Annotated in this window: 15 protein-coding genes; 10 read left to right on the top strand and 5 right to left on the bottom strand. The window is 41.4% G+C overall.

Translation table 11 applies throughout. The annotated features are described in order from the left end of the window. Window positions 1–264, bottom strand: a 264-nt coding sequence (locus NWF01_00175; GenBank protein MCW4023439.1) for a BNR repeat-containing protein, incomplete at its 3' end; no start/stop codon positions are given. 65 nt (window positions 265–329) lie between these two features. Further along, window positions 330–5,933, bottom strand: coding sequence for a DUF2341 domain-containing protein (locus NWF01_00180; protein MCW4023440.1), 5,604 nt, complete (start codon window positions 5,931–5,933; stop codon window positions 330–332). A gap of 530 nt (window positions 5,934–6,463) precedes the next feature. Here NWF01_00180 and NWF01_00185 point away from each other — a divergent pair. The 7 genes from NWF01_00185 (at window position 6,464) to NWF01_00215 (ending at window position 13,910) form a co-directional block, all read left to right on the top strand. Beyond that, complete coding sequence (locus NWF01_00185) at window positions 6,464–6,799, top strand: hypothetical protein (GenBank protein ID MCW4023441.1); 336 nt, start codon at window positions 6,464–6,466, stop codon at window positions 6,797–6,799. Window positions 6,800–6,812: 13 nt separating this feature from the next. Next, a complete protein-coding gene (locus NWF01_00190) occupies window positions 6,813–7,079 on the top strand; it encodes a hypothetical protein (GenBank protein ID MCW4023442.1) in 267 nt (88 codons plus the stop codon). 299 nt (window positions 7,080–7,378) lie between these two features. Next, window positions 7,379–8,404 carry an ABC transporter ATP-binding protein gene (locus tag NWF01_00195; protein ID MCW4023443.1) on the top strand — a complete coding sequence of 342 codons (1,026 nt, stop codon included), beginning with the start codon at window positions 7,379–7,381 and terminating at the stop codon, window positions 8,402–8,404. After that, window positions 8,401–10,005: a hypothetical protein gene (locus NWF01_00200; GenBank protein MCW4023444.1), complete on the top strand. Its 1,605-nt coding sequence runs from the start codon at window positions 8,401–8,403 to the stop codon at window positions 10,003–10,005. The genes NWF01_00195 and NWF01_00200 overlap by 4 nt, the downstream gene beginning before the upstream one ends. A gap of 2 nt (window positions 10,006–10,007) precedes the next feature. Then, window positions 10,008–11,240 (top strand): FtsX-like permease family protein, encoded by a 1,233-nt coding sequence (locus NWF01_00205; protein MCW4023445.1) that lies wholly within the window; start codon window positions 10,008–10,010, stop codon window positions 11,238–11,240. A 211-nt stretch (window positions 11,241–11,451) separates the two neighbouring features. Continuing rightward, window positions 11,452–12,906: a hypothetical protein gene (locus tag NWF01_00210; protein MCW4023446.1), complete on the top strand. Its 1,455-nt coding sequence runs from the start codon at window positions 11,452–11,454 to the stop codon at window positions 12,904–12,906. A 2-nt stretch (window positions 12,907–12,908) separates the two neighbouring features. Further along, a complete protein-coding gene (locus NWF01_00215; protein ID MCW4023447.1) occupies window positions 12,909–13,910 on the top strand; it encodes a hypothetical protein in 1,002 nt (333 codons plus the stop codon). Between the two features lie 21 nt (window positions 13,911–13,931). Here NWF01_00215 and NWF01_00220 read toward each other — a convergent pair whose 3' ends face one another. After that, a complete protein-coding gene (locus NWF01_00220; GenBank protein MCW4023448.1) occupies window positions 13,932–14,432 on the bottom strand; it encodes a GNAT family N-acetyltransferase in 501 nt (166 codons plus the stop codon). A 172-nt stretch (window positions 14,433–14,604) separates the two neighbouring features. On the opposite strand from NWF01_00220, the gene NWF01_00225 reads away from it, so the two are divergent. Beyond that, window positions 14,605–16,449, top strand: a complete 1,845-nt coding sequence (locus tag NWF01_00225) for a hypothetical protein (GenBank protein MCW4023449.1) — start codon at window positions 14,605–14,607, stop codon at window positions 16,447–16,449. A 13-nt stretch (window positions 16,450–16,462) separates the two neighbouring features. Here the strand turns inward: NWF01_00225 and NWF01_00230 are convergent, their stop codons facing one another. Together NWF01_00230 and NWF01_00235 are read right to left on the bottom strand one after the other, a co-directional pair. Continuing rightward, window positions 16,463–17,539, bottom strand: coding sequence for a hypothetical protein (locus tag NWF01_00230; GenBank protein ID MCW4023450.1), 1,077 nt, complete (start codon window positions 17,537–17,539; stop codon window positions 16,463–16,465). A 162-nt stretch (window positions 17,540–17,701) separates the two neighbouring features. Beyond that, window positions 17,702–18,121 carry an MgtC/SapB family protein gene (locus NWF01_00235; protein ID MCW4023451.1) on the bottom strand — a complete coding sequence of 140 codons (420 nt, stop codon included), beginning with the start codon at window positions 18,119–18,121 and terminating at the stop codon, window positions 17,702–17,704. Window positions 18,122–18,226: 105 nt separating this feature from the next. Between NWF01_00235 and NWF01_00240 the strand changes: the two genes are divergently transcribed. Both NWF01_00240 and NWF01_00245 read left to right on the top strand, forming a co-directional pair. Then, the gene (locus tag NWF01_00240) at window positions 18,227–18,907 is read left to right on the top strand and encodes a class I SAM-dependent methyltransferase (protein MCW4023452.1); all 681 of its coding nucleotides are present in this window, start codon (window positions 18,227–18,229) and stop codon (window positions 18,905–18,907) included. A gap of 53 nt (window positions 18,908–18,960) precedes the next feature. After that, on the top strand, window positions 18,961–19,527 hold the full coding sequence (locus NWF01_00245) for a flavodoxin domain-containing protein (protein MCW4023453.1): 567 nt from the start codon (window positions 18,961–18,963) through the stop codon (window positions 19,525–19,527). The last annotated feature ends 22 nt before the right edge of the window (window positions 19,528–19,549 follow it).

The following is a 19,549-nucleotide window of genomic DNA, read 5'->3' on the forward strand; positions in this document are numbered from 1 at the left end:
TATTTTTTGTGTGCTCCAAGCAGTTCCGTTCCAATGAGCATAAACTAATACGTCTGCAATAGTGTGATCTTGTTTCGGATGTTCACTGTAGCATATGTGAGGATTATCTGCCGAGTCTAAGGCTAAAGAACTAGCCCCAATTGTTCCCTCGGAAGATATCGTTTGTATATCCCATGTTAAACTGCTTGATTGGGCAACAGTATAATTACAAATTAGTAAAAGTAAAAACAATATGAAAGGTGTAACTTTTAACATTTTTGTCAATTTAAGTTTCCTTATGATAGTCCAAAAGGGAAACTGGGCTTATATATTTTTTTTAAAAAAAAAAATTAAAAGGGTGTAAAGATTATTTTGCCGGGGTTGTTACTAGTTTGATCACCCTGATTTGATGTTTGAAAATGTCTGCTATTGATGTTACGGTACTTGATAATGAAATTGCAGTTCATTTTGACATCTGCCAAGTAATCGTCGTCAGTATTTAAGGATACACCGAAGCCATCAGGTACATAACCATTAACAACTACTAAACCCACCCATGCACCAGTAATTGAACATTGCTTGTTTACTCTTATGCCGACAGCATCTCGACTATTCAATCTAATTAGTCCAGTGATTAGCGAACCATAAAGCGTATCTTCTATACCACTGTTCTCATCGTTACCACCTAGTTCAATTCCAATAGCACCTGGTCTGTCTATCTTTAGCTTTATGTCAACCGCATCAATGAACGTATAAGCAAAACTTTTACTGTTGTCCGAGCCTTCCTTTTTCGAGTTAAAAACGATCCCTTTTTTAACGTTTATCATAGTTACATTTGTGATGTTTGTTGCTTCACTATAACGTTCGTCATCGCTGCCATTTTTTATCAGAATTCCTACTTCGCAATCTTTGATTGTAACGTTTCTTATTTGGGCACCCCGCGTATTTTCAATGACAATTCCAACTTGATTGGGCATATTATTTCCATCGATTATAAGATTTTCAATTAGCGGACAGTATGTTTGAGTTGAGGGATTTCCAATATGGATTATGCCTCCATTGGTTTTGTCAGTTTCCCATTTTTGTTCATCCCACTTTGCAGTAGAAACTATGCCATTTCCTCCACCATTGTAGATAACAAAATCTGATAATCCAGTCACTTCATCTTTTAGCCATATTGTGTTACTAACAGAATTAAAGACAGGACTTATGTTGCCTCCTACAGGTGTGATGTTTTCTATGCTTGATGGTCCGTGTCTGGTCCATTGGTCTTCGTGATATGGTTCTAGGCTTGAGTTTGTGCATTTTTTTACTGCTATCCAGTCTATTTCTAGGTAGCAGTATTCAACGTTCCATTCAGCGACGCCACATGCAAAGTATGGTCTAAACTCTAGGTCTTGTGTAGTGTAGCTGGTGTAGTCTACGTGGAGGTCTTGTCCTTCTTGGAATTGTCCAGTGTTTTGGTAGTAGTTGATGAAGTAGGTTCTCCATTGGCCTACGGTTAAGGAAGCTCCTACGTTAGGCAGCAGTAATCCATAACCATGAGTGAATACCCAGCCTAACTCATCAGCGTACGGTCTAATCAATGATCCACCTAAGTTGACTATGCCACTGTTGGATGAGGCTCTTGCTTTCATCCGTAAACCGCAGTTGGGGTAGGCTTCTTTGCAGGTGATTTCCACCTCTGAAAAACTGTCCGGTGGAGCGGTCAAAACCAGCTTGCTATACTCTACCGCGTAACTAGCTTGATCCCATATGCCAAAGAAAGGATCAGAGAAAATGTCAACAAACCATTTACTGTCATCAAGCACCGCGCCGTTAAAGTCATCAAAGAACACAAACGTTTCATACGGGTCACTCTCACTAAGAGCAGTAGGATTGCCATAGTACATGTGCAAGGTACGGTCATAAGCATTTTCAGCATCACCTAAACTCTCTGCAATCTTAACCCAAACAAGCGCAGTGTCATTTTCTACGGATTCAATCCAATACGATAGTGACGTTAGGCCATCTGAGCTTGTAAACCGCAAATCACTAAAGTCTTCATTGCCGATTTCATCCAAGTAAACCTCTGACCCAGAATCGTTACCCATGCCATGATGCACAATCACTGCAATTTGATAGTCTGTTCCTGCTCCAACTGCACCGTGAATCGTGTGGCTTTTTCGGCTGCTCCATTTATCATTAAACCAGTGGTGCGTCTCAGTTTTCCAACTATCCTGATGTGTGGGTTCAGTTTCGACGTATCGATGCATGAATACCCAATCAAAATATGTGTCATTGTCGGGGTTTCCTATGGGCGCAAAGGTAATTGTTGAGCCGTTCTCAGCTGTACTGCAGGTTCTCATTGCACTTAACTGGTCCCATCGGGTAGTATAGATGGAGTTAAACTTTGTAACTTCAACAGTATGCCAATCTGTGTCTTTAGGGTTGACCATTTCGGGAGAGGTAGTTCCATTATCAGCAGTAACGTAGTCAACCAAGGTCAAGTTCTCGTTTGAGTAGTCACTTGCTTTAAAGAAGGGTGCATTACTTGCATTTCTGGTATAAATTGCCCATCCACCGCTGGTCAACTGTGACTTAACCTTAAACTTGAACCGGTAATTATCCATGCTCTCTGGCCTTGCTTTCTGTGCATACTGAGTTTCATTTCCTGCACCCGAAATCTTCAAGTTCCCATCAGCAATGGCAGTTTCACCACTCAAAGTCCAATTATTTGGGCTAGACGAAAAGTCATCAAAAAAGTCAAATGTTTCAGCGCCATTGCTTTCACTTGTAAGTTCGGGGTCACTGTTACCATAATACAGGAAAACCGTGCAGTCATCATCCAAAGTCTCATTCAGTTTAACCCAGACTTTAGCTGTATCATTGTCAATTGATTCTATCCAGTAATTCAGGGGTGTCTGGTTTTGTGTTGCCTCATTCCAACCAGTGAATCTGATGTCTTTGAAATCATCTTGTGCCATCCCAAACAGGTAAACATCACCCTGATAATCGTAGCCTGCACCGTTATGCAAAGTAATAGCAACTGTATAGTTTTCTCCAGCCCCAAAAGCACCACTTATCACGTGTTCTTTTCTGTGTGTCCAGTCATCATATTGGCTACTCCAAGCAATGGACTGTTCTTCTGGTTGAGTTTGCCCGTCTTCAGCATGGTCAGGTTCATTTTGCATATATTTAGCCATAAACACCCAGTCAATGAGCGTATCGTTGTTGGGTGCAGCACCATATGGCGTAAATGCAATAACAGAGCCGTTTTCTGCTGTATCACATATTGCTATTGCACTTTGGTCATCCCATCGAGCAGTGTAGCTGGAATCCGTTTTGGTTATTTCAACAGTGTGCCAGTCGGTATCTTTCGGTGTCTCCATTTCAGGCAAAGTGGTACAGTTTTCCCCATCTGCTGTAACGTAATCGACAAGTGTTAGATTAGAGCTGTCATAGTCACTTACTCTGAAATAGGGTGCATTAGGCTGTCCAGACGTAAATAGGGGGTCTTTTCCAGCGGGATATGCTGCCCATCCACCATTAGTTAGGTTAGACTTAACTTTAAATTTAAACCTATAGTTATCCATGTTTTCTGGTCTTGTTTTTTGTGCGTATTGGGTTTCGTTTCCTGCACCTGAAATTACCAAGTTGCCGTCAGTAATGGCAGTTCCACCACTCAATGTCCAATTATTTGTGCTTGAAAAATCATCGAAGAAAACAAACGTGTCAGTGCCACTGCTTTCACTTGTTGCTGATGCGTTTCCGTAATATATGAAAATAGTGCGGTCGTACCCGGTCTCTGAATCACCTAGAACGTCATCTATTTTTACCCAGATTTTTGCTGTGTCGTTTTCTATGGATTCTATCCAATAGGCTAATTGTGAAGTTCCATCTGAACCTGTGAATCGGATATCGCTAAAGTCATTTTTGCAAATGTTGCCAAGATACACATGATCTTTTGAGTCATTACCCCAGCTATAATGAATATTTAATGAGACTTGATAGTTTGTTCCAGCGCCAACTACGCCGTATATTGTATGATTTTTTCGGTGACTCCAATCCTGACTAAACCAACCAAGCGTAGATTCTGGTTCCCAAATTGAATGCGCTGGTTCCGTTTCAACATATTTGCCTAGAAACACCCAGTCAATGTATGTATGATTGTTTGGTGCATGTGAATATGGCGAAAAGGCAATTGTTGCGCCCTCTTCTGGTGTAGTGCATGTTCTTGTTGCGCTAAGTTGATCCCATCTAGCAGTGTAACTGGAACCCGACTTAGTTATTTCTACTATATGCCAGTTGGTATCTTTAGGGTTTTGCATCTCTGGAGAAGTGCTTCCTTCATCTGTAGTGTCATAACCAACTAATGTTAAGTTAGTGTTGTAGTAGTCGTATACTCTAAAGAATGGCTCATAATAGTAAGGCGGTGACGAAACTGTTGGTGGATCATGCGTTGCTCTTGGATATGCAGCCCAACCACCATTAGTTAACAAGGACTTCACTTTAAATCTGAACCTATAATCATCCATATTCAATGGCCTTGTTTTCTGTGCATACTGAAACTCACTCACCCCACCAACAAGAACCAAATTTCCATCATCAATCTGTGTACCACTAAGAGTCCAATTATTTGGGCTATAATTAAAATCATCAAAAAATGGAAATGTTGCTGTACCATCGCTCATCGTTTCAGCATCAGAATTGCCGTAATATAAGTAAATAATTTGATCTTCATCCAAGTTATCGGCTACATTAACCCATACTTTAGCTACGTCGTTGTCGATTGATTCGATCCAGTAACTTAAGCTTGAAATACCATCTGAACCAGTAAAACGAATATCCCGAAAATCAGATACACAATTGCTACCTACATAAACATCTGAACCTGAATCATTGCCTTCACCGTAATGAACATTTATTTGTATTGGGTAATTAGAACCCGCTCCTTGGCTGCCTAAAATGACGTGCCCTTTTCTATAACTCCAATTTAAGTCATACCAGTTAACCGATACATTTGGAATACCAGTTGTCCAAGTATTATCATGGTAAGGTCCATTTTCTAAATATTTGCCTAGAAATACCCAGTCAAAGTTAGTGTTGGCTGCTGGTGCACCTCCTAATGGCGTAAAAGCAACCCAGTTGCCTGTTTCAGGTGTTGTGCAGTATACCGTTCCCGTTTGGCTATCATCATAGCAATGGCTGTAGTTATTACCGGACTTCCTTACTTCATATGTATGCCAGTCTGGATCAACAGAATAGTCTGATCTAGGGTCAGTGCATCCACCATCAGGTGCATGGTAATAGGCATGATGATCACGTGCATACCAATAGTCAAACACCTCAAAGAAGGGAACATAATAGTAAGGTGAGTAAGAAGTGCACGGGGGGTTGTGTGATGCTCTTGGGTACGCGCCCCAGCCACAATTGGTCAAAAAAGATTGAGCTTTTAACCTAAACCTATAATTGTCTAAATTAGCTGGCCTTTCTTTCATAGCATATTGAAACGTGCCACCACCACTTACGAGCACCAATTTACCATTTGTAATCTGGGCACCGCTAAGAGTCCAGTTATTTGGACTAGAGGTAAAGTCGTCAAAGAAATCAAAAGTGGAGGCACCATTGCTTTCACTGGTAGCAGAAGAATTACCGTAGTATAGATAGATGGTGCAGTCATTGTCAAGGTTTTCAGTTATTTTTACCCAAACCTTAGCAACATCGTTTTGTTCATCAATAGATTCTATCCAATAATTTAAACTGGATTCCGATACACCATTATAAACAGTAAAACGGATATCGCTGAAATCGTTTTTACATATTCCACTTAAGTAGACATCTTCTTGATAGTCAGAACCTAAACCATAATGAATATTCATCGCAACTTGATAGTTTGTTCCAGCTCCTGCTACACCTTTTATAACGTGACTTTTTCTACAACTCCAATCATCATATTGAGCACACCAAACCATTTTAGCATAATCTCCTTTTTTACACGTCTATTGTATGCAATCAAGCTTTAAGGAAGACGAAAACTTACAGAATCACCCTTTTAGCTTAATTAACTTCTGAAACACTTCGTTTAGCTTAAAACTCAAAGGTCACTACAAGTCTAAGGTTGTGAAAGGCATATCCAGAGAATTATTTGATGTTCTGGACGTAAGCAAAAAAATCAACAATAACTTTCACTGAGGGTTATTATGGGTTGTTTAGAAAGACTATATACGCTTATTCAAAGACATGTTAGAGAAATCGCTTTAGATAATCCTGACTACACTGAAAAGAAAAAATAAAAATAAGTGCAAAGCAAGCCTTCTAAAGAATTATCTATAAATACCATTAGCAAAGAAGGAAGATATAATATATGTTAACTTTTATGAGAAATAATTAATCCAGTAGGGACATGTTTTACTTTTACTTACCTCTCCCCTACCGAAACAATCCGTTTAGCTTAAAAGCTAATAAAACCAAATAAGCCAACCTCATTGGAGAGCAGTTAAATATGAATTTGGAGAAATTGTTAACTTCTGGTTGTAGGCAAAGGATTCTTAAAACTTTACAAAAAGAGAAATCACTTAACATTATGGGGCTTGTTACAAAAATTAACAGCACGTACATTGAGGTTAATCGTAATGTGAAGATTCTTGAGCGGGAAGGTATTGTTTCTGAGCGCCGTTTTGGCAGGGTAAGGATGATTGTCCTAAACCAGGAGGACCAAAAAACCGTTCTTCTGTTGCAAGCTCTTAAAATATTAAGCAGTCAAGAAAAACCCTTTGGACTTAGAAAGCACAATACTGAAGATCTGCAGAAAAAAAATGCACCAGTTCAAGCAAAATAAGGAGTAAAACAGGATGGAAAAGCAGAGCTTTTTTGTCAAGATTATGTTAGTATTGACTGAAAGTTTACATATTATTAACGCTTGTCGTGCGGGTGTTTCGTCAAAATCCAGCAAGTTTGATGTGCTGTGTGATCAGATTATTGATAGCGCTATTGTAGGGGGCATAACTGGTGTGTCAGCGTATGTTGCTGCTGGAGAAAATGCTTCGATAACTGCTACAGTGCTTGCATTTATCTTGACTTTTCTAATCAAAATGAAGGAATATAGAAATATAAAATAGTTTTGACCCATTTTTTACTGTTTTAAATGTTTCAATAGCATCATTATACATTTGCTGTTTGCCAGTACTTGCCCTTTGCTCAAGTTTTAACTACAAACCTTAGCAACCGCGTTTTTATTTCGAAACTCTTTTGAAATAGTCATGCTGGACCCACCAAATTATTAAGTTAAACTTGTATTTACAATCAGTAACTAGCAACTAAACTGGGTGGGTATGGTATAACTCGAAAACTAAGCAACCGTTTTTCTGTCTGGTTAGCTTTAGCCCTGTTAGCTGGTTGCCTGATTTTTGATGCGTATTTGCTTTATAGTTTTGAGCAGATTTTTCCGCAGTATATGGGTGTGGCGTTTTTGTTGGCGCAGGCAGGCTTAATTTTGTTTAGTGCCGTGGGTCTTTTTAGGTCAAAAAAGACTGCTTATTATTCCGCCCTTATCGTGGCTGTTGTATCTGTTGCTCTGGGCGGCGCCGCTGGCATAATATACTATACAAGCGGCAGTCTCAGCTTAAACTCAACCATCACCAGTCTGTCTTCAATGCTGATAGGTGCCCTTTTAGCGGTTTGCATCTTTATAGTTGAACCTCCGAAAAGTAAAATGACGGCCATAACAACCGAAAGCAACAGCCCATACGCAATTCAAACAATCAATGCCTCAAAAGACTACATCCTAGGCGCAAACACTGTACCAGCAGTCAAAAACATAGACCTAACCATACAAAAAGGCGAATTCGTCGCGATAATGGGTCCTTCAGGCAGCGGAAAATCAACCCTGCTAAACCTGCTAGGCGCTCTTGACAAGCCCACTTCTGGACAAATACTCATTGACGGCGTAGATATTTCCGCTCTAAACCAAGATGAACTTGCCAAACTGCGAAACGAAAAATTAGGATTCATTTTCCAAGCATACAACCTAATTGCCCGGTCAAGTGTAATCCGCAACTTGGAGTTGCCCGCGTTAGTGAAGGGTTACTCAAAAGAGGAACGCGCCAAAAAAATTTCTGCTCTTCTAGAAACGGTTCATTTAAGCAACAAGATAGCCGTGAAACCAAAAACGCTCAGTGGAGGCGAGCAGCAACGCATTGCCATTTGCCGGGCGCTTATTAATGAACCCGAAATAATCCTTGCTGATGAACCAACTGGAAACTTGGATTCTAAGACAGGCCACGAAATTATGGCTTTTCTAAGAAACCTGAATTCTGAAAAACAAACCACAATAGTAGTTGTTACGCATGACCTTGAAGTTGCAAAAAAAACAGATAAAATTATTTATTTCAGAGATGGAAGAATTCTTAAGGAAGAACAAACAGGCGTTGAGGTGTTTGCATGAAAATACAATGTAAAAAGTTAGTTATAGTTCTGTCGTTAATGCTTCTTAGTTTCTCTTTAGTAGTTCCTGTGTTTAGTCAAGAGGCGGCTTCCCTGCAAGTTAATCGGGTAGTGTGGGGTCAAAGTCTTAATGCCCCAATAAATGTTGGTCCAGGATCTGAAGGGGTGCCTCTGATAGTTGAAATACAAAATTTGTACCCCGGCAGTTCAATCAATGGTATCTCTGGTGTTTTATCGCTTGAGGGTTCTTATTTCACGGATATTTATGGAAACCCAAACGCTACAGCAGCGGGGGTACCTGAAGTAGTAGAACTGCTAACCCCTGCCGATCAGGTTTCTTCTATGGGCTTTTTCACTCTGACGTTCCATTTAAACATCAAAGATGACGCTTTACCAGGAACCTATCAACTTCCGTTAAATGTTACTTATTCACCTGTTCAACTGCTCAATAACACTCAAAGGCTAACTCAACCCCTAAACGTAACCTGCACAATTTCAGACACCCCATCGGCCATTGTAGTGTCAGCATCCCCCGCTATATTAAACAGTGGTGATCAAGTAAAATTATCAGGCAGCCTAAATCCCGCAATTGAAGACGCCAACATAACTTTGGCTTTCCAAGAACCCAACGGAAACAAATTCAACCAGACCATAACAACAAAACTAGATGGCTTCTTTAATTATTCATACGGTCCCTTAACTGCTGGTCACTGGACAGTTAACGCCAGCTGGTTAGGTGATACTCAAAACAGTGGCAGTTGGGCGGTAACGTCTTTTGATGTTCAGTCACCTGTTTCTTTAGAGCTATCAGTTTCTAATGACCGCATAAAAGCAGGTTTTGACAATCAAGTTAACATAACATTAACAAATGATGGCGAGGCAGATTTTTCATCATTAGACTTAACCTACACGGTACCTCCTCCATTAGTTGCTTCAGGCAAAACCCAATGGTCCTTTAATTCTTTAGGCGTGGGTGATAATTTGACTGTTCCAGTAGTGTTGTATGCGCCTTATGCATCGATTGGAAACACTTTCAGCAGCGCTTTCACGGTTGTTTGTCGTGACGATTATGGGCAAACGCAAAACTATCAATTCTCAGTTGGTTTAGTGATAGTTGGAAACGTTGAATTAGGCGTTTACGATAGCGTGGTTAACCCCGCAGTGGGTGTTAACGGGTCAAAGATTGAGATAACCACAACGCTTCTTAATCGAGGCAACGTGCCTGCCCTATATGTCAACGCAACTATTTTGACTAATGCTGTTTTAGACTTGACATCGGAAAGTTCAGTATACATTGGCGATGTAGATGCAAACTCGCAATCACCTTTTACTTTGTCAGCAAATGTGGATAAAGCTACAGCAACTGGTACCTATCCTGTTACTTTGAGAATTGATTATAGAAATGACCAAAACGTCGATTACTCATTCAACTACACCTTTAACCTGCAAGTAAAAATGGGCGACCAAACAGTCACCGAAGAAAATGGCGCCCTTGGCTTACCTGAATTGGGTTTACTAATATCAGTAATTGCAATCGCAGCATGCTTAATGATTGTACTTTATCGAAGCCGACTCAGTAAAGGCAACACTGTCAGGGCGTAAAGATGAATCCTTTTCAGATAATACGTCTTTCTTTTGAAGCGTTAAAAGAGCGCCGTGTCCGTACAGGACTAACCATACTAATGGTTATTATGGGTGCAAGTTTGTTAGTTGCTATAAACGGTACCGGCAACGGTTTTACTAATTTTGTCGATGACCAGTTTAGCTCTCTGGGCGCCAATGTTCTAATTATAACTGCTAGAAGCGGGAGCATCACAATTGATGATACTCTTGCGGTCAAGATTTCTCAGATAGAGGGTGTTCAAGAAACAATTCCCTATGTTCAACAAGTAACTACGCTTCGTTCACAAGGCACTGAACAGACAACAATAGTGCAGGGTATCGAACAAACCAAGCTTCCCCTACTATTCCCAACCTTAAGCTTTGCTTCTGGAACATACGTCTCCCAAACAGATAACCTTGGAGTGGTTTTAGGAAATGAATTGTCGCGTCTCCCAGATAAAAGCGGTGTCTTTGCAAGTCAAGGCGGAACCGTTACGGTTGTTTATCAAGGATATGAAAACCAAAAACCCGCCGTGATTGAAAAGTCCTTTGTTGTCAGGGGACAACTGAACTATCTTGGCAGTGCTGTTATACCAGCTGATCAGATGTCATTTGTTTCAACTTCTGCAGCGCAAAAAATGTTTAATCGTGGTGACAGCTATGATGGTCTTTATGTTATTTCTTTAAATCCTGAAGCGAACTCAGCGGTACTTGACAGCATCCGCGAACAATACGGCAATGACTTGGTTATAATTTCCCCTCAGACAATCTCTGAAACTATTAACAGAATAACCGACGGGGTTTATCTTTTCATAAATCTTGTAGCTCTTGTTTCTTTACTGGTTGCGTCTGTGGGAATCATAACAACCCTTCAAACTTCAGTGATGGAACGCATTAAAGAGATTGGCTTACTAAAAGCGTTAGGCTACAATAGACAACTGATTCTTAGTTTATTCCTATACGAAGCAACAATAATCGGCATAATTGGTGGCATAATAGGAGTGGTTTTTGGAGTTGGCTTATCCTATGGGATGAGCGCTATTTTAGGGCAAAACATCACATTTCAGCCAAATGGCGTTGGACCAGACCTTCAGGTGCAGATTATTCCCAGTTTTGACATTTGGTACCTTATTTTCACTTGGGGAATCTGTGTATGTTTGAGCATGATTTCTGGATTGTATCCTTCGTGGAGAGCATCAAGGTTGGATCCTGTGGTCGCATTAAAAACCGAATAGGCTGCTGCTTATCTGAATTCTGAACAACTTGAGAAAACTGTCTTTTAGGTTTTTAGGGCTCAAATATTATATATAAGAATTAATACGGTTAAACTTACGGTACCAAAACATTGACTAATCTTAAGTTGCCCGACCAGCAAATCCATAAAATCACAAACAATCCTCCCCTCGCTAACTCAAAGTTTAATCAAAACTGCTCGGCGGTATACTGATGGATATTCTAAGTCTTCCGCTAGACAAATTAGCTGAACTTAGCATGCAAAATTTACTCCACTACAAAACGTTAGAACGTGCCAGCACATCGAGCTTGTATAATGCAAAATGGGTTGCTGCAGGCATTAATGTAAAAGAAATCACAACCTACGAGGACTTCTCTGAACTCCCTTATACAACAAGCAAAGAAGTCCGCAGTGCCCTATACGAGCAGCCGATTGACAAAATTTTGTGCTCAAAACCAGTGCATTGGTTCTCAACTACGGGCACAACTGGTTTGTCAAAGTGGTTACCGTATGGCCGCAGAGACATCGAAGTTTTTATGCAAATTCGCGATAGGCTCTACAATATGCTTCCCACAGAAGGCAACCTTAAATTTGTAACCGTCACCGCTCCGCCGCCGTATCTTGAAGATGGTCTTGCAATCTTTAACTCTATTCGCGGAATAGAACACGAACATTCTATACAAAACCTCACCATTTCTCTTACTCAAACAGATGATGATGAAATATTCAATTTCACATTTGACACCAAACCAAACGTTATGCTTGCCTTTCCAAGTTTAGCGGCACGATTAGCAGAAATTATAGAGGAAACTGCTCCTGAAACAGTAAAACAGCAATTCAGAGAACATAAAACCCCCAAAAATCTGCTTTTATATTTGATAACACGTGTTAAAAAGATTCAACCCAAAGACCTCACCACATTTAAATGGGGCATATTTGGCGGCGAACCCCTTGACCCCTACCGTGAAGTTCTCAATAGGGTTTATGGTTTAGAACCGTTTGAAATTTACGCCTTTACAGAGTTTATGCCGCCATCTGTTGAATGCCGCATGCATAACGGGATGCATATTTGGCTTGACATTTGCCTACCAGAAATAATTCCAGAACCCGAACTAGAAAAAGAACACCAAGACAGCGCATACGTACCAAAAGCGATACCTCTGTGGAAAGCACAAGCGGGTCAAAGAGGCGAATTTGTTCTTACAACCTTTGGTGAAGCTTTGCCTTTGATTCGTTACCGCTTCGGCGATTTAATTCAGGTGGTCGGTACTGAACCCTGTGGTTGCGGAATTACTCATCCACGCATCAAAGTTCCCAGACGCGCCGACACCTCTGTTGTCAGTTTGGGTGCAATTCGCTTCCCCTTCAAGCAGCTAGAAGAGAAGGCGCTATCCAAAACAAACCATGGACAAGCAAAACGCTGGCAGCTACAAATCAGCCGAGAAGGGCACCGCCCAAAGCTTACAATACGCTTAGAACCTAACATGGAAATTGGCAGTCACGAGGGGTTTGTAGAAGAGATTTCTCAGCGGGTTTTGGAGATAGACGTTATTAAGACTGGGCTTGAGAACAAGATATTGGCTGAGCCAAAAGTGGCTGTTGAGGCTCTTCTTTGCAGGGGTAAACAGGCAACAGTTGCAGGGAGCATAATTTACGAAGGTGAATAAACATGATAATGGTTGAACTTCAAAAATGGCAACAATTCACTTCCCAAGACGAGACGGCACAGGAACTAAAACTAAAAGAAACCCTCACAAGAGCCTATCAATCAGAAATGTACAAAAAATTATGGAAAAACACGCACTTCAACATAAACCAAATCCAAAACATCAACGACCTAAACCAGCTCCCGTACCTAACCCGAAAAACCCTGTTTGAAACAACCCGAACACGACCCAACACCATCAGTGTCGCTCCAGTTAGCCAGTGGTTTTTAGGACATGACAAATTCGATGTGCATGAGTGGTATCCTTACAGTGGAGAGGACTTCATGAATATTGCTCCCCTGCTGTCAAGATTAAGCCAAACTGTAGGGTTACATGCAGGCGACATAGTTTTGACGGTTGTTGATACACCCCCACATATCTCATCATTTATGCCATACCTTTGGTCATACGCAGACGCATCCAAAAACTGCGGCTTAGAATTCATAAACGGTTCCTTGGAGTGGTATGACGCCCTTGGCATGTCATGGATAAACTTTATCCAAAAAAGACAACCCACCACAATTTTTGCCTCAAAAAGAAACGCCGTTGCCCTTGCAGAGAAACTAAAAACAGTAGGCACCTCAGTCAAATCGGCGCTATCTAAGTTGCGTGTGGTCATCTTCTTTGGTGAAGACACAACAAACCAGTTGGAAGCCTATTCAAACATGGAAACCTTTGAAGTGTACTCACCTATTGAACACATGGCTTTATGGTCAGAATGCCAAAGCCACAGCGGAGTTCACGTCTGGTTAGACACCTGCATCCCAGAGATACTTCCCGAGGGCAAAACCGAAGCCCAACTATTACGCCAAGCAACAAAAGGCGCAAGAGGCGAGTTAGTGATTACCAACTTCTCAAAGGCCCTGCCGCTGGTAAGATACAAAACAGGCAGACAAATCTGCGTTGAGAGCGTGGGTCAATGCGCCTGTGGAGCGAATCATCCAAAAGTTAAGTTCATAAAATAACGTGTAAGCTCAATTGCGTGTTCAAATCTGTTTTCTAAAAACAAGTGCCATTCTTCCTTTAGCATAAATTTTGAAGCCAAATTTCAAATAAAGCCTCTGCGCAGAAACATTACCGCTCAGCACCTCAACCTCCAACCACTGTAGCTTCATCTGCTTGGCAAACTTTTCTGCCTCCGCAAGAACAAAAAAGCCGATGCCACGTTTCCTTTTAAGTGGCAAAACCGCCAAGCCCTGTAGTTTTAGCGTGTCTTGATGCACCTTCAAACTGGCAGTTCCCACAACTTCGTTTGCTTCTTTGATGAAATATTTTACTCCACCAGAATCGTGCACGTTAATCAAAGAGGAGAGCATATATGGAATCACTATCAGAGACGCAAGCCAAGCAGGATTACTGGGCAACATTGGTATGGCGTTTCCATCTGCGCCGTTCCAGAAGAAGCGGAACCCCAGAAAACTAAACAAAAGGCGTTCGCTTTTGCCGATTTTTTGCATTTTCAAATTGTGTCCATCAGGTTTTGTCATGTTTTTCTACCGTTTAAGTTCCTGCTTCGTTTGTCAATCACTTTAAGTAATCATGCTTATAGGCGCTTATATCAACCGTGCGCTTGCCTTTAGAATACCTTAAAAAGCGGCACCAACTATTGAGGGTTAAATCACCTTCAAGAGCAAATCACTAATTACGTTGAGCCAAACTATGAACCAGAAAGAAAAGCACCTAAAAAACCAAAACCCTGACGAAAAACAACTTTACCAAAGGCTCACAAAACAGATTCAAAAAAGCCAGCATCAAACGTCAAGGCGCTTTCTATTCTTGGGGTTCAACGAAAAAATAAAAGGCCTTTTTGAGTCCTACATTTACACTGACCCCTTTAACCTGCACAACTATACGAAAAGGTCTCCCCGACTAAGGCTCCCTGACAACAACGCGTTTGTCTCGTTTTGGACTTTAGATTTACTCCTTGAAGCATTCAAAGATAACACAGATTACCTTCAGGATTTCCATCTCGAAGACACCGTGAAAAACCTCATCGACTTTCACGACCACACCCGAGAACCCGATGACCCTTTATTTCTGTTCTGGAAACAACAAAAAATTGACGGAAAATGGGTTTCAAATGCCGGGAATTTGACGGCTGCTTATCCAATGTGGAAAGCCATTGATAAATCCAAAGAAAAAATAACAAAGCCATTCTCAAAATCCTCTACACAACCCGATAATGGGGTGCATCATCCTTCTAATGAACCCAAACGCTCCTCAGCTTTATTTTGTCTACCAGCCGATTTTGATGATTCCGCGCTTAACTGGACGCTTGGGTCTTCTCTGTTCCAACTCAGAGGGGCTTTTCCAGAGTTGTGGTCGGCTTGGTCGGCGAATAATTTTGACTTCAACAAGCTCGCTTATCATGCAGTGGAGTATGCCTATCGCCCATTCAGTAATGACAAGAATGTTAATGCGATTGACCCCAGGACTTTTTATGCTATCCGTGAATTTCTCTGGGAAATTGAGAAAGAAGGCGCTGGTACGTCCGAGTTTATGCTGTTGACTACCTGGGCTGCTACTGCTCAAGGAAACCTCCAGGGTATAGAGCACTATTACAAGATGCCCTTTAACGTAAACAACCTCGACGTTAGTGTGTCAGCAAACTTTGTCTATGCTGCAATGAAAAGTGCCCTTGCAGAATCATTTCCCTGTGAGGCTGAAGAGTTTCCTGCCTTAGTAAAGAACACCGCCAAGTTTCTGGTTTGGGCGCTCAAGTCAGGTGCCATCATGGATAAACCCGACCTTTTACTGCTTTACTATCCTTCACCTTTTCTCGCCTTTTTCTTTATTTCCCGCACAGTCTACATACTCCAACAGCCCCATCAGAGAGGTAAGGCTGAATTAGTGCAGCAAATCAGGGACCTTCTTTTACCAACTGCGCGAACCAAAATCACTGAGTACCTCTTGTCCTCTGTCCAGTGTGAGGGCGAGTATGCGTTTTGGGATGGCGCATCCTTAGAAACAGACGCCACGTTGAGCAGGCAACATCATAATGACCGCAAGTTCACCACGGCACTATCCATCAACACACTTCTCAACCTGTGGACAATCCGCCAAGACACGGGTGTAGATTGGCTTGACCAAACCCCAAAAGAAGTGCCTGCGCTCGTCAAAAAAGGAATCAATTGGCTACGTAATTATGCATTTTCAAAAAAGTACCCCGACCACAACGCCTTTTTCTCATCCAGCGTAAAACATCCCGATTCACTGCCATTTCTGTTCCCCACCAATATAGCTGAGCAGGTAAACGCTCCTGTTTTCCGTAACAAGTCTTCGGAGAAAAAAGCCTCCCATGAGGGACACAGCATTTTTGCCCTGTCAGGTGTGCCTTCACGGGAAAACTACGAGCAGGCTCTAAAGGAAAAAGGTCTTACAAATGTTGACCCATACCGCTTCAAGAGATGTTATGAGCTGGAGTTTCCCTACTGGTCGGCTCCTTCAGTTGTCTATGCGCTGATATGCCTTGCCATCACTAAAGGTTCCACATTAAAATTGTGAGTGTATAGTAGCGTTACAGTGGGCTTTCTGGAAAGGTGCTTCGTTCCTTCCAGTAAAGCTGAGGAAACTGAGTTTTAGGGTCCATATGTCCAGAAGCGGTTGGATGCATTGCAGCACCCATGGTTATCATGTAGATAGGTTTTCGCGTGTTCTTATCTAAAAGGCGATCTTTGGTCTGATTTAAAACCAGTCCGTAGCTGACTCTTTCAAAATTATGCTCAGCAGCATACTGCACTGAAGCCAAAATGATGTTCTCGTAAGCGTGGTAAGTGTCTGCTAAAAAGCCGCCTTCGGTTAATTCAAGATAGTTTTTGTGTTTTATGAAAATCTGTACGCCAACAACCTGTCCGTTTAGTTTGGCGTAAATCTGTAAGGTTGAAGGGTAATTCTCAATAAAATTCCTAACATGCTCGCCGTAAGCCTCCACGTTAATAGAGGCTCCAGGATGAGGGTTTTTTAGGTATGAAGATTTGCAACATTTCACAAAAGCAGCGGACAACTCATCTTTAACAGTGCCTTCGTGAACACATATTTCGCCGCCCTTGTTACGGAACCTGTTAATCTGTCGTGAAAGGTGGCTGTGATTTTCAAGCAGTGTTTTTGCGGCATCAGAATTATGAGCAGCAATAGAACCCGTTTCCATTACTTTGTTGGCAACCTGATAACTTATCCCATCCAGGGCACGCTTAAAATCACAAATCAAATTGTCGTCAATAAAACCTATGTACAAACCCATCTGCCTTAACTCTAACAGCTTTCTAAACAGGGCATTTAAAACATCAGATTTACAGGCGTTTTCCGCGAAGAAGAATGTGTTGTTTGTTCCAATATGATTGCCTTGACCAAAGCAATGTTTCATAAAAACGGTAGGGGTTAAGAGCACGGTTGTGATGCCTAATAATTCTCTGTTTTTTGACCAGACCTTTAATACGCGGGTACGATTCGGGATGTTAGTGATTATATCCAAAAAATCAGAAGATAACCCTTGCAACTCCAAATAGGGTGCAAACACCGCTTTCTCTTCTACAGACAACGGGGTAGGTTCACACAATTCTACACTTAGAATAGATTTTGATTTAGCTGTGTTCACAGTTATTCTCCTGTTTCCAACGAGTGCTCAAGTTGCTGTTTTTTCAATGAAAGCGGGTTCATCAGTGGTTTCAATTTAGGGCTTCCCACGGAATAGTTATTACATGTGTTGAAAAGTTTTTCTACCCCAAAAGAAAAATCCAAGCCAAAATGGCAAAACCTGTTATGTTTCTTCTTCAAGCCCAATTTTACTCAACGGGTGCCTACTTACCAAAACCAAAAACACCAACAACGCCACAGCCCCAGCCAACGGGTAATCACCTACACCAACAGTTAAGCCAATGGCGGCTGTAGCCCACAGGCTCGCCGCGGTGGTTATGCCTTGCACTTTATCTTTTTCTGCCCAGATGGCACCTGCTCCGATGAAGCCGATTCCTGCTACGATGCCTGCGGCGATTCGGGCTGGATCCATGCTGAAACTGATGGAGGTCATGGTGAATAGGCAGGAGCCTAAGCTAACGAGCATGTGGGTGCGTAGTCCAGCGTGTTTGTGGCTTATTTGCCTCTCCAAACCCACCAGTCCACCCAGAGCCAAAGCTATAAGCAAACTGAGCAGTGTGTAAAAATCAAGAATTGATTGCATAATTAGATTAGAGGTATTTTTGATATTAAACTTACTTATTGCCAAAAAAGTGGGGTAGAGTTGAAAAACATAAATGTTTTTTTGAAATATTGGTTGTGATGACTTATGGTTGTGCTTGACGAAATCGAGCAAATAAGAGCAAATCTTCTCAAGTATACCCAAAAAGCCTTCCTTAAACTGCCTAAAGTGGATAAGCCTCGGATACTTGACATTGGATGTGGCTCAGGTCTCCCCACGCTTGAATTGGCAAGGCTCAGCGGTGGTGAAGTGGTTGGCATTGATGTTGATTCTTCTTGTATAGATGCATTTAACAAGAAAATAGTCCAGAAGAAACTGTCAAGTCGCGTTAAAGCTATCTGCGTATCTGTGGTTGAGTCGGGGTTACCGTCTGAAAGTTTTGATGTTGTCTGGTCAGAGGGCGTGATTTCAACATTTGATTTTGAATCAGAACTCAAAAATTGGCGCAGCCTACTCAAGCCCAACGGTTACCTAGTCATTCATTATCAAATATCATCCGCTAAAGATTCAATCCCAAAAATACCCCAAATAGGATACCGACTTGTTGAAACGGTCTTATTACCCCCCGATGCTTGGTGGACCGACTTCTACAAACCCTTAGAAAAGCAAATGGGCACCTTACGCCGTAAATATGCAAACAATTCAGCCGCATTAAAGTTGCTTGAGCAGTTAGAAGAGGAAATGGGCAAAGTAAAGGTGAACCCTGCTGCTTTTAACTCCGCGTTTTATATCCTAAAAAAATCCCTTAAAGGGCAGTCAATCTCGTAGATGATTCCTTTTAAACATCCTGTTTTATTTTATAACAAGCGAGGTGAATCAACTTGAGTTTAAAAACTTTAATTGTCTACGGGACACGGTACGGTTCAACAGCAGAAGTTGCAGAAAGAATCACACAAACCCTAAAAGAAGAAAATATTGACGTAATAGCAGTTGATGCTCAGAAGGAAAAAATCCAAGACATCACCCAGTACGAGCTGATTGTTGTTGGTAGCGGTATGGCGTTGGGTAATTGGGTTGGTGCTGTTGAGGATTTTGTTAAGAAATTCCAGAAAACTTTAGAAAACAAGAAAGTAGCTTTATTTATTTGCACACTAAAACCAATTGAAGAGAAATTAGGGAAAGTTGATCTTGTTGTCCGAACCCAGAAAATTGGGTTAGATGACAAAATCTTAAAGTATCATCTAAAGCCGATAATGACTGGGTATTTTGGTGGAGTCCTAAACTTTAACAAGATGAGCTTTTTTACACGTAAATCTATGGAGTTAGGTTACAAGTCACAGCTTCAAAAGTACAACTTCAAAGAAATCGAATCCGGTGTTTATGACTTGCGTGATTGGATCCAGATACACAACTGGGCAGTAGAGCTTGCCAAAAAAGCCAAACAATAAAGTTCAAGGGAGGCGGTTAGAG

The sequence above is a fragment of the Candidatus Bathyarchaeota archaeon genome, from assembly GCA_026014585.1.
Classification (GTDB): domain Archaea; phylum Thermoproteota; class Bathyarchaeia; order Bathyarchaeales; family Bathycorpusculaceae; genus Bathycorpusculum.